15 protein-coding genes are annotated in these 11,633 nt (G+C 34.9%); 10 read left to right on the forward strand and 5 right to left on the reverse strand.

Going from position 1 to position 11,633, the window contains the following annotated elements; all coding sequences use genetic code 11:
- Window positions 1–11: 11 nt before the first annotated feature.
- From LD272_RS07350 to LD272_RS07360, 3 genes are all read right to left on the reverse strand, one after another.
- On the reverse strand, window positions 12–1,187 hold the full coding sequence (locus LD272_RS07350; RefSeq protein WP_226035957.1) for an acetyl-CoA C-acetyltransferase: 1,176 nt from the start codon (window positions 1,185–1,187) through the stop codon (window positions 12–14).
- A gap of 27 nt (window positions 1,188–1,214) precedes the next feature.
- Complete coding sequence (locus LD272_RS07355; RefSeq protein ID WP_226035958.1) at window positions 1,215–3,614, reverse strand: 3-hydroxyacyl-CoA dehydrogenase/enoyl-CoA hydratase family protein; 2,400 nt, start codon at window positions 3,612–3,614, stop codon at window positions 1,215–1,217.
- A 173-nt stretch (window positions 3,615–3,787) separates the two neighbouring features.
- Window positions 3,788–4,705: a proline dehydrogenase family protein gene (locus tag LD272_RS07360; RefSeq protein WP_226035959.1), complete on the reverse strand. Its 918-nt coding sequence runs from the start codon at window positions 4,703–4,705 to the stop codon at window positions 3,788–3,790.
- 211 nt (window positions 4,706–4,916) lie between these two features.
- Here LD272_RS07360 and LD272_RS07365 point away from each other — a divergent pair, with 211 nt between their 5' ends.
- The 7 genes from LD272_RS07365 to crcB all read left to right on the forward strand — a co-directional run bounded on the left by LD272_RS07365 (window position 4,917) and on the right by crcB (window position 8,618).
- Complete coding sequence (locus LD272_RS07365; RefSeq protein ID WP_439647385.1) at window positions 4,917–5,192, forward strand: hypothetical protein; 276 nt, start codon at window positions 4,917–4,919, stop codon at window positions 5,190–5,192.
- A gap of 17 nt (window positions 5,193–5,209) precedes the next feature.
- Window positions 5,210–5,539 (forward strand): spore coat protein, encoded by a 330-nt coding sequence (locus LD272_RS07370; protein WP_226035960.1) that lies wholly within the window; start codon window positions 5,210–5,212, stop codon window positions 5,537–5,539.
- A 293-nt stretch (window positions 5,540–5,832) separates the two neighbouring features.
- Window positions 5,833–6,588, forward strand: a complete 756-nt coding sequence (locus LD272_RS07375) for a metal ABC transporter ATP-binding protein (protein ID WP_226035961.1) — start codon at window positions 5,833–5,835, stop codon at window positions 6,586–6,588.
- Window positions 6,589–6,602: 14 nt separating this feature from the next.
- The gene (locus LD272_RS07380; RefSeq protein ID WP_226035962.1) at window positions 6,603–7,454 is read left to right on the forward strand and encodes a metal ABC transporter permease; all 852 of its coding nucleotides are present in this window, start codon (window positions 6,603–6,605) and stop codon (window positions 7,452–7,454) included.
- Window positions 7,451–7,858 (forward strand): Fur family transcriptional regulator, encoded by a 408-nt coding sequence (locus tag LD272_RS07385; protein WP_226035963.1) that lies wholly within the window; start codon window positions 7,451–7,453, stop codon window positions 7,856–7,858. Before LD272_RS07380 ends, LD272_RS07385 begins: the two co-directional genes overlap by 4 nt.
- A complete protein-coding gene (locus tag LD272_RS07390) occupies window positions 7,849–8,241 on the forward strand; it encodes a fluoride efflux transporter FluC (protein WP_226035964.1) in 393 nt (130 codons plus the stop codon). The genes LD272_RS07385 and LD272_RS07390 overlap by 10 nt, the downstream gene beginning before the upstream one ends.
- A gap of 2 nt (window positions 8,242–8,243) precedes the next feature.
- Window positions 8,244–8,618 carry a fluoride efflux transporter CrcB gene (gene crcB / locus LD272_RS07395; protein ID WP_226035965.1) on the forward strand — a complete coding sequence of 125 codons (375 nt, stop codon included), beginning with the start codon at window positions 8,244–8,246 and terminating at the stop codon, window positions 8,616–8,618.
- A gap of 21 nt (window positions 8,619–8,639) precedes the next feature.
- On the opposite strand, the gene LD272_RS07400 is transcribed toward crcB, so the two are convergent.
- Window positions 8,640–9,443 carry a VLRF1 family aeRF1-type release factor gene (locus LD272_RS07400; protein ID WP_226035966.1) on the reverse strand — a complete coding sequence of 268 codons (804 nt, stop codon included), beginning with the start codon at window positions 9,441–9,443 and terminating at the stop codon, window positions 8,640–8,642.
- A 148-nt stretch (window positions 9,444–9,591) separates the two neighbouring features.
- Here LD272_RS07400 and LD272_RS07405 point away from each other — a divergent pair, with 148 nt between their 5' ends.
- From LD272_RS07405 to LD272_RS07415, 3 genes are all read left to right on the forward strand, one after another.
- Window positions 9,592–10,038: a GtrA family protein gene (locus tag LD272_RS07405; RefSeq protein WP_226035967.1), complete on the forward strand. Its 447-nt coding sequence runs from the start codon at window positions 9,592–9,594 to the stop codon at window positions 10,036–10,038.
- 149 nt (window positions 10,039–10,187) lie between these two features.
- A complete protein-coding gene (locus tag LD272_RS07410; RefSeq protein ID WP_226035968.1) occupies window positions 10,188–10,907 on the forward strand; it encodes a DUF421 domain-containing protein in 720 nt (239 codons plus the stop codon).
- 18 nt (window positions 10,908–10,925) lie between these two features.
- Entirely contained in the window at window positions 10,926–11,132 is a 207-nt protein-coding gene (locus LD272_RS07415) for a DUF1657 domain-containing protein (RefSeq protein ID WP_226035969.1), read from the forward strand.
- Window positions 11,133–11,169: 37 nt separating this feature from the next.
- Here the strand turns inward: LD272_RS07415 and LD272_RS07420 are convergent, their stop codons facing one another.
- On the reverse strand, window positions 11,170–11,589 hold the full coding sequence (locus LD272_RS07420; protein WP_226035970.1) for a universal stress protein: 420 nt from the start codon (window positions 11,587–11,589) through the stop codon (window positions 11,170–11,172).
- Window positions 11,590–11,633: the final 44 nt, after the last annotated feature.

Genomic DNA, 11,633 nt, shown 5'->3' on the forward strand with positions numbered 1-11,633 from the left:
CCCTTCTTATCTTATAATAATTCGAATACACCAGCAGCTCCCATGCCGCCACCAATACACATCGTAACTACTCCAAACTGTTCATTTCGTCTCTTCATTTCATAAATTAAACTCAAAGATAGCTTAGTTCCCGTACAGCCTAATGGATGTCCAAGCGCAATTGCACCACCGTTAACATTCACTTTATCTTCATCAAGTTTTAACTCTCGAATAACTCGGATTGACTGTGACGCAAATGCTTCATTCAATTCAAACAAACCAATATCCGATAAAGAAAGTCCCGCTAACTCTAACGCTTTGGGTATTGCCTTAACTGGACCAACCCCCATTATCTCAGGTTCAACACCAGCTACTGCAAAAGATACAAATTTCACTAGTGGGGTTAGACCTTCTGCTTTGGCCTTTTCTCGCTCCATGACAAGCACCGATGCGGCACCGTCACTCATTTGCGATGAATTACCCGCTGTTACAGAGCCAGTTCTTGAAAAGGCGGGTCGCAATTTTGAGAGTACATCTGTAGTTGTTTCAGCTCTAACACCTTCATCTGAGCTAAATAAACGTTTCGATTCCTTAATCTTATTGTCAATTCCTATTTGTCGATCAGTAATTTCAATTGGTACAATTTCATCATTAAATTTTCCATCTTTTAATGCTTGTGCAGCTCTGGCATGACTTCTTGCTGCAAATGAATCTTGATCTTGTCTTGAAATTCCAAAACGATTCGCAACTTCTTCAGCTGTGTGTCCCATTGTCATATAGTAACCTGGTGCATTTTCTACAAGCTCTATATTTGGTTTAATGACATGTCCTCCCATAGGGATCATACTCATTGACTCTGCTCCACCAGCAATAATCGTATCACTGCTTCCTAGCATAATTCGTTCAGCGGCATAAGCAATACTTTGTAATCCAGAGGAACAGTATCGATTTATAGTAATCCCTGGCACAGTTTTTGGGAGTCCTGCTAAACCAGCAATATTCCTTGCCATATTCATTCCTTGTTCAGCCTCTGGCATCGCGCAGCCAATAATGACATCATCAATATTCCCTTGATAGTTTCCAGCACGCTTTATTGTTTCTTTAATTGTTAATGCAGCAAGATCATCTGATCGCATGTGAGCTAAAGAACCTTTATTGGCTTTTCCCACTGGTGTTCTTGCACCCGCGACAATAACAGCTTCCTTCACAATTTTTCCCCCTCTATAAAAAATAAGTTAATTTCGTAATGCTTTTCCTTTTACTAACATGTGTTGCATCCGCTCTTGTGTTTTTCGTTCTCCAATTAAACTTAAAAATGCTTCACGTTCAATATCTAATAAGTATTGTTCCTCAACAAGAGATCCTTCCTTAATCCGACCTCCAGCTAAAACGAAGGCTAGTTTCTCTGCGATTTTGACATCATGTTCCGATGCATAACCACTAAGTGCCAATGATTTAGTTCCAAGCAGCATTGTTGCATAACCCGGCTCACCAACAACAGGGATTCTTTCACGTTTAGGTGGTTGATAACCCGCTTTTTGTAGACTAAGAACTTTCTGCTTAGCATCGAATAATAAGTGATCTTGGTTGACACTAATACCATCTTGTTTATTTAAGTACCCATTTTCAATCGCTTCTTGTGCGGAAGTAGATACTTTCGCCATTGCTATTCGTTCAAATACTGCATTCGTTACTTTATGAAGATCTAAATCTACACCCGGAGGTAAATTTCTAATTTGCTTCAAATAAAGTTCCTTATTTCCACCACCACCAGGGATTAAACCTACGCCGAATTCAACCAAGCCAATATATGTTTCTTGTGCAGCTTGAATTGAGCTTGAAGGTAAGCACACCTCTGCTCCACCACCTAATGTCATTCCAAACGGTGCAGTAACGACAGGTTTTTCGGCATATTTTATATTCATCATTGCATTTTGAAAATGTCTAATAACCATATCAAGTTCAAAGAAATTGCCATCCTGTGCCTCCATTAACATCATTGCAACGTTAGCTCCGACACAAAAATTCTTTCCTTGGTTACCAATGACAAGGCCTTCGTAATTTTTATTTACCTCTTCAATCGATTGATTGATCATTTGGAGAATATCCATACCAATTGCGTTACTTTTAGAGTTAAATTCTAAACATGCAACCCCATCCCCTATATCTATTAAACTTGCACCTGTGTTTTTCTTTATAACGCCTTGTTTTTCTTTAGTCAGATGAAGATTAATGTCCTTAACATTGAAGTTATGTTTTTTGTAATCTCCATTAAAATAATAAAGAACCGACCCTTCTTCCTTCTTGTAAAAAGATTTATGACCATTATCAATCATAGTTGTAATCCAATCAGGGACCGTTTCCCCTTCATTAATCATTCTTTCAACCGACTCATTGAAGCCAATTGCGTCCCACATTTCAAAGGGACCTAATTGCCATCCGAATCCCCAGCGCATCGCCTGGTCAATTGCATTAATATCATCTGCTATTTCCCCTACCAATTCAGCTGAATAAAGAAGAACTGGCTTGATGACTTCCCAGACAAAATCACTTGCTCTATCACCCGGCATTGATACAAGCGCTTTCATTTTTCTTTTAACACCTTTTTCTTGTTTGGCCAATTCTGTTGCCTTCGTTTTTAATGATTTCCTTTCTTGGTAATCTAGAGAATCATAGTCAAGCTCATAAATATCACTACCATTAGGCCCCTTTTTCTTCAGATAAAATCCTTGGCCTGACTTTGCACCTAGCCATTTATTATCTAGCATTGACTGCATGAACTTAGGAATTTCAAAGACCTCTTTTTCTTTTCCAGTGACCTGACCGTAAACATTACCCGCAACATGGGCAAAAGTATCTAAACCTACTACATCTAGTGTTCTGAAAGTGGCACTTTTAGGTCTACCTATTAAAGGTCCAGTAACAGAATCCACTTCACCAATACTCAAACCTTTTTCTTTCATTAATTTAACTGTAATAAGTAACCCGTAAGTTCCAATACGATTGGCTATAAAGTTAGGTGTGTCTTTCGCTTCAACTACACCCTTACCAAGTATGTCTTCTCCATAACTCTTCATGAAATCAATCACTTCGTTATTCGTCCATTTTGTCGGTATTACCTCTAGTAATTTCAAATAGCGTGGAGGGTTAAAAAAGTGTGTCCCTAAAAAATGCTCTTTTAAATCCGTCGAACAATCTTCAACCATTTGTTCAATGGATATACCCGAGGTGTTAGAACTGACAACGCTTCCTTTTTTCCTGTTTTCATCAACCACTTTTAATACTTTCTTTTTCACTTCCAGGTTTTCTACAACAACTTCAATAATCCAATCTACTTCGGATAATTTACTGATGTCATCATCTAAATTACCAACTTCAATTAAATCCAAACTTTTTATACTGGTAATTGGTGATGGCTTATGTTTGGATAGTGCCTTTTTACTTAATGTACTTATACGATTACGAACAGCTTTATCACTTAATGATAAATTTTTAGTCTCTTCTTGATCTGTTAATTTATTTGGAACAACATCTAGCATTAATACCTCGATTCCAACATTTGCAAGGTGTGCCGCTATTCCAGAACCCATTATGCCAGAACCAATTACAGCTGCACGCTTAATTCTCATAACCATATTTTCTCCCCCTCACGATTAATTTGAATGAACGTTCATTCATTAATACTCATAAAAAATGAAGATTCAAATTATCTTCTTATATCTCAACTATAAAATATTTTCTGATATTTCGCAATCATTTTTTTAAAATTAAAGGCTTTAAAGGACTAAAGCCTTTAATTAATGACAGGTTATTTACTAAAAATACCTTTAATGGCAAATACAATATTAGCAGGTCGCTCAGCTAATCTTCTCATAAAATAACCATACCAATCATTGCCATACGGAACGTACACACGCATTTTATAACCTTCGTCAACTAATTCCTGCTGGCGTTCGTTTCGAAATCCATAAAGCATTTGAAATTCAAACTGTTCTCTTGAAATATCATAATCTTTTTCAACCTTTTTGGTATATTCGATCATTGCATCATCATGTGAAGCTACAGCAGTATAATTCCCATTCAATAAATGCAACTTTATAATTTTTTTATAATTATCATCTACATCCTTTTTTTCTGGAAAAGCTACTTTCGGTGATTCTTTATATGCACCCTTAACAAGGCGTAAATTGGGACTGAATTCATTTAAATCCTCTATATCTTCAACAGTTCGGTAAAGGTAAGATTGAATTACCGTTCCTACACCCTCGTATTCACTCTTTAATTCTTTGAAGATATCAAGTGTTTTTTGGCACCGATCAAAATCTTCCATATCGATAGTTACAAAAACATTATGTTTCTTTCCTGCATCTAAGATTCTTCTCATATTTTCCATTACTAATTGATGAGAAATATCTAGGCCCATTGAGGTCATTTTTAATGATAATTGAGAATCCAAGTTCTTTTCTGCAATAACTTCAATAGCCTTTATACATTCATCTGCACCTTGACGTGCTTCTTCCTCACTATCAATAAATTCACCAAGATGGTCAATGGTTACTACTAAGCCTTTGTTATTTAATTTTTCAATAATTTCAGCAGCATGCTCAATATTCTCTCCAGCAACTACAGTGCCTGCACCAAACCGAAAGCCATACCTTTTTGCTAATTTTGTGAAGAATTTGTTTTTAGATAAGAATAAGAAAAAGTTCCGCAACAATTGTTCCATAAGAAATCCCCCTATACCTATGTTTGTCTATCTTACAAATATAATAGTCTATTTATATATTATTCTATCATCTTTTAGCAAGAAAATGTAAAGGTTTTCTTCTGGATTTTAGCCATCATATAGACTGTATAAAAAATTCACTCCATATGATTTGTATAGTTTTAAAAAGCTTGGGAAATGTAAGGAGGAAAAATTAAGGAGGTTTTAAAGAGTGCAACAACAAAATCAACCAATAGGTCAATCAATGGGGCAAAATCAAGCACAAATAATGCAGCAACCGCCAAACATTGTTAGCTCCAAGGATTTACTGTATCTTACTGATATGCTTTCTTGGAATTTAAATGCATCAAAAAAAGCTCATTTTTTTGCAGCTCAATGTACAATTCCTGAAATAAAGTCTGAATTGGAGCGAGTTTGCCAAATGCACGAAACGCATTATAACAAGATTCTTTTGCACCTTAACAAAAATCAACAACCTATGAATTAAAGAAAGGAGCCTACTTGATGAATCAACAACAAAACCAAAAGGTCCAAAACCCTGAGGTTCAAGTTCCAAGTACACCACAAATGAATGACCGAGACTTCGTTAATGATCTATTGACAACTGAAAAATATATGACAGCATCCTATAGTACCGTACTTAATGAAGCCAGCAATCAAGCAATATATCACGATTTAGCAACCATATTTAATGAGACTCAGGATTGTCAAAGAAATTTATATAATTTAATGTTTAAAAACGGTTGGTATAGCGTTGAGGCTTGTGATCAACAAAAAATGCAACAATCCTATCAACAATTCACCGGATACACGAATCAATTACCGCAACATTAACTAAAAAAAAAATGGGTTATAAGTTTTTGTCTATCTAAACTCTTCTAATAATTCAAATAGTAGTTAACAGTCCCTTGTCATACGATTGGGGACTTCTTTTAATTTTTAACAGAACCGGATATTGAAAGTAACCCTTCAAAACGTAATCATTCTCATTTACAAATCAGAACGATTACGATAGAATGAATTCAACCTTACATTCTAAAATGTAATTTAATGTTTATTATTAGACTATACTATCAAGAGAATATGAGCAGAAAATATTCAGTTAGAAAATGGAACGGAGAATCAGTATGACCCAAAAAATTGTTTCAATGAAACAGGTAAATTATGCTTATGAAAATAAACATGCATTAAAAAATATAAATTTTGAAGTCCCAAAAGGCTCATTCATGGGACTTGTTGGACCAAACGGCGGTGGTAAGACTACCTTAATCAAATTAATACTTGGAATTCTCAAGTCCCACCAGGGTTCTATTGATTTGTTTGGCACACCGATTGATAAATTTAAAGATTGGAATAAAATTGGATTTGTATCACAAAAAGCAAATTCTTTTAATCGCGGATTCCCAGCTACTGTCAATGAAGTTGTATCCATGGGATTAACAGCAAAAGTAGGTTATTTTAAATTGTTCACTAAAGAACACAAACAAAAAATTGCACATGCAGTCGAACAAGTTGGGATGTCAGAGTACCTACACGAAAACATCGGTGATCTATCTGGTGGGCAGCAACAGCGTATATTTATTGCACGATCGTTAGTTAGCGATCCTGAACTACTTATTTTAGATGAACCTACGGTTGGTGTTGATACAGAAAATGTTCAAAAATTTTATGACTTGTTACACAGCTTAAATGAAAAGAAAAATATCACTTTGTTACTGATAACACATGATACTGGAACGATGACACACCACGCTACAGATATCGTATGCTTAAATAAGACGTTACATTTTCATGGAAATCCACTTGAGTTCTCTAATCTCTCAGAAAAGGATTTGTCCCAGTTTTACGGACATCCATTAAATGTAGTCACACATAATCATTAATCGGGGGAAACATCATGCTAGAAAGCTTTTTTGAATATGAATTTTTACAAAACACTTTTTACACAGGACTTTTAATTGGATTAATCGCACCACTACTTGGGACTTTTATTGTCGTAAGACGGTTGTCTCTTATTGCAGATGCACTCTCCCATGTAACCTTGGCAGGTATCGCTTTTGGCTTATTAATAGAAAAAAAATTCGCGATAGGTATCACGCCCTTTTATACAGGAATGGCCTTTTCTGTTATTGGCTCTGTCTTTGTCGAACAGCTACGGCGAGTATATAAAGCCTACCAGGAGCTTGCTATCCCAATAATACTCTCCGGAGGTGTTGGACTTAGTGTTATATTTATCTCTTTAGCGAATGGATTTAACACTGACTTATATAATTATTTATTCGGTTCTGTCTCTGCAGTGAGTCGTAGTGATTTATGGATGATCATTGCAATCTCAATCATTGTTTTAACTACCCTATTCCTATTTTATAAAGAACTGTTCATGTTATCATTCGATGAAGAACATGCTGTTGTATCAGGGATTCATGCCAAGAGAATTCATTTCATCTTCATCGTGTTAACCGCACTTGTTATTGCAGCTTCTATACGAATTGTGGGAGTTTTACTCGTTTCAGCATTAATGACGTTACCAGTTGCAGCTGCAATTCGGATTGCAAAAGGATTTAAACAAACCATACTATTTTCTATTATTTTTGGCGAAACATCTGTTATTATAGGATTAATTTCTGGTTATTACTTTGAAATACCACCAGGTGGCACCATTGTTGTTACTTCGATTATTATATTATTATTATCGATTTCTATTAAGAAAATATGGTTTATATTGTCTAGAAAGAAGGCGATACAATGAATGTACAAGAAGGGTTAAATATACTAAAAGAAAAAGGCTATAAGTACACAGGTAAACGAGAAGATATCATAACTTACTTTTCTAAAGAAGACAGATATCGCACAGCCAAAGACTTACTGAGCTATATGGAGCCTAATTATGAAGGGATTAGCTTTGACACTATCTACAGAAATCTTCATCTATTTCATCAAGTGGGAATTTTAGAATCTACTGAATTAAATGGTGAAAAGCATTTCCGAATGAAGTGCGATCATCACCACCATCATCATTTTATTTGTAATGATTGTGGGATTACTAAAGAAATTCATTCCTGTCCAATGGATGATATTAAAGGAGAACTTAATAATTTCGCAATTGATGATCATAAGTTTGAAATTTACGGACGCTGTCCAGCATGTCAATAAAAAAGACTGATTGGCAAATATTAATTCTAGTTGGAATTGGAGGATCCTTGGGAGCTTCCTTCCGATATGGAATTTCCTTATTACCCTTTACAAATGGATTCCCATTTGCAACACTTATCGTTAATTTGCTCGGTTGTTTTATTTTGGCTTATCTTTCAAGTAGTGCTAGTTTGAAAAGCCTTTTGCCTGCAAAAATACTAACGGCAATTGGTTCAGGTTTTATTGGTTCACTCACTACATTTTCTGCCTTCACCTTAGAGACCGTCATTTTATGGAACACAAATAACCTACTTGCCATCCTCTATGTTTCTAGCAATATCATTGGTGGAATATTCCTTTGCTTTGCTGGATATTTAGTTGCTGTTAAAAGAATGAAGGTGTAAAAATGGGACTAGTTTTAGTGGCTATTGGTGGATTTTTTGGATCGATAGCTCGTTTTACAGTCGGCATCAAGTGGAACAATCTAGAAACTTATAAACCTTATGGCACATGGATTGCAAACGTGAGTGGTTCTATGCTATTAGGCATTATCTTTGTGTTACTAGAACATAACTTAATAAGCAATTGGATTTGGCTAATACTAGGAGCAGGATTCTGTGGTGCTTATACTACATTTTCTACTTTTGGGACAGAAGCGTTATCAATGCTTTTAGCCAAAAAGTATAAAAAGGCACTTTTTTATATTTTATCATCACTAGTTGTTAGCCTATTTATAATTATTATCATTATATTAATAGGAAACACCCTCAACCTAAACTAATTAGATTGAGGGTGTTTTTTACTAAGCAACTACCTTTTCAATCACTTTCGATTCTTCACGATCAAGAATATTCATTCCTTGTATTTCATAAACATCTTTGTTCATATGTTGTTCAATATCTCTAGCCTCTTCTTTTTCGCCTACAATATAAATACGCTCCCATTGATGATCTTTAGCAAGCTTGTCTAGGTTAGGAGCTAAATTCTTGTACCAACGTTTTTGATTCGCTCTGAACCTGTTATCAAAATGATCCTGTTGTAAATTTTTTCCGCCTTTACCCATTGTTGCTCCAGCCTTATCTGGTCCAGCAAATTGTCTCCAATCTTCTGTATCTAAGTCTAATTGATAATGTTTCGTTTCCAGAACTGCACCAAGTTCTGCTTCAATTATTTTTACCTGGCTTTGCTGAACGAGTATTATCCCTGTTTTTGGAAAGTTAGTGTGCATTTGGTACAACTGGTCAGTAACAGGGGAATCTTGCCAATGAAATTCTGTCTTAACATTCATTTGCAATTTCTCTGCGAACCAGACTGATTCATCGGGTGAAGCAAATAACACAATACTTTTCTGTAAATCCAACTTATTTTCATAAACAAAATCTTCTACTTTTGTACGAACATTTTTGAAATATTTTAGTTCTTCTTTATCTCCACTTTCCTCTAAATAATTCTCAAAACTGTTTAATCCGTTTTTAAGTTGAATTTTCCATTCTCCACCTTGTTGATCTGGATCGGATGGATCTGTATTTAAGTACATGGTTAACACGCGATTAGGTTTGTTTAATTGTACACTTTGCAAATCCTTCAATTTTTTTTCAAGTTTCATTATTAATCTCCACTCTCCTTTGATGGATTTGAAATATTTTATACTAATGTGTATCCTAAATTTAGATTATTAAAACATACGATAAGACATTAATAATAAAGTAACTTCATTAAGAAGAGTGATAAACGTCTAAGAGAGTGTTGGTGAAATGGCACAAAAAATTAAAGGTCAATTAATTCAATTTGGATTTATCGGGATGAGCAATGCAATTGTTGATATTGTTTCATTAAATGTACTTTTATTGTTATGGCCTACAAAAGATTCCTTTATTTTGTTAGTGTTTAACACCATTGCTTATATATTAGTTATGTTAAATAGTTATATTTGGAATACCAGGTACACGTTTAAACATCGTGCGACGACGAATTCGAAGGAAATAATGTTATTTATTTTACAAGCAGTCATCGCATTAGCTATTAGTAACATCATATTCATCTCCTTCTTTCAATTGTTAGAGATGAATATGATAGGCAATTTATCTGCATTTATTGAACAAAACATTGCAAAAGTATCTGCGATGGTTTTGTCGTCTACCGCTAGTTTTGTTATGATGAAATTCTTTGTATTTCGACCTAAAAAAGAAGTTGGCAAATGAACAGTAATTCTTAAAAAGAAGATATGGCACTGTTTAGCTCAGAGTCAAGTTAAGGCCCGGAAGAATCTATATGATTCTTCCGTTTTTTTATTTCTGACGTTAATAAAAAAATCACTTAAAGGGTAACCTTTCTACTGAGGTGGTGCATTTTGAGTTTATATGATTACATATTATCACCTATTATTGTCTTTATAGTTGGTTACACATTATTAAGACTAATGGGTAAAAAAGCAGTAACTGAAATGACTATGTTCGATTTGTTAGCTGTATTAGTTGTTGGAAACATTATTACTACGCCGATTACTTCGAATCAACTTGGACTAGCAACTTACTACTCCCTAGCAATAGCAATCATTTATATTGTTTTTGCTCGACTAAAATTAATTAACAAAATACGTCCAATTATGACTCCAAGCTCAACAGTTCTAATTCGTAGCGGTGAAATTATTGAACATGCATTAAAAAAGGAGAGAATGACAGTCTCAGAAATTATATCCTCATTACGAGTAAAAGGTTATACAAATGTAGAAGATATTGAAATGATGACGATTGAATCGACTGGAAAGATAAGTATTATTCCTAAATCTGACAAACGGCCATTACAAGCGAATGATCTTCAAGTAACACCCTCCCCAACTTTTGTTGAAATACCACTCGTTATTGATGGTGAGATTATTGACCACAATTTAAATTTTCTACATTTGGATTATCGATGGCTGTGGAATCAGTTGATGGCTTATAACTTAAATGAGGGAAATCTATCGGAAATAACCTTAGCTACCTATAATCAACAAGGATTTGTTGACGTAGATATAACTAGCAAAAAACAAAACGAGGGTCCTAATGGTTATAAACCTGGTCGTAATTAATCTAAGGAGGTGAGAAACATGACAGTAGGAACACAAATGCAACAAGCAATTTCTAGCTGTGAGAGCGTATTGGCAAGCTTGCATAGCTTTTCCCTAGAAACGCAGGACCAAACTGCAAAGCAGATGTTCCAAAACCTAGGAAACCAGCAACAACAAGTCCTTGATAACCTAAAAGCTCGTCTACAATATATTGAAACGCAAGAACCACAATATAAAAATCAATAAAACAAAAAGGGGTGGCAAACATCGCCACCCCGAACCATTACTTCACTATCATAACTGGACACTTTGCGCGCTTAGCCACCTTATGACTTACGCTTCCTAAAACCATTTCTTGTAAAGAATTTAACCCGCGGCTACCAATAACACAAACATCCATATTATTTTCATTGGCATATTTAACGATGCTCGGTCCAGGTTCACCGTGTAGAATCTTTATTTCATAATTAATATTTGCATGCTTTAATTTTTGCTCTGTTAAGGTCAGTTTCTCTTTTCTACTTCTGTCTACATCAATCGAATTCCAATTGTGTAATACATCCGCTTTTGATTTTGTACCATCAACTACATATACAACTTTAATTTCAGCTTTAGGATTACCATTCGCTAATGATAAAGCTTTCTCAGCTGCGCGTATGGCGTGATCGGAACCGTCTGATGCTAATAATATATTATTAAACATATCAATATCTCCTAACACATTTCTTTTTTTCATTATAGCAAACA

This window comes from Aquibacillus saliphilus (genome assembly GCF_020404745.1).
GTDB lineage: Bacteria > Bacillota > Bacilli > Bacillales > Amphibacillaceae > Aquibacillus > Aquibacillus saliphilus.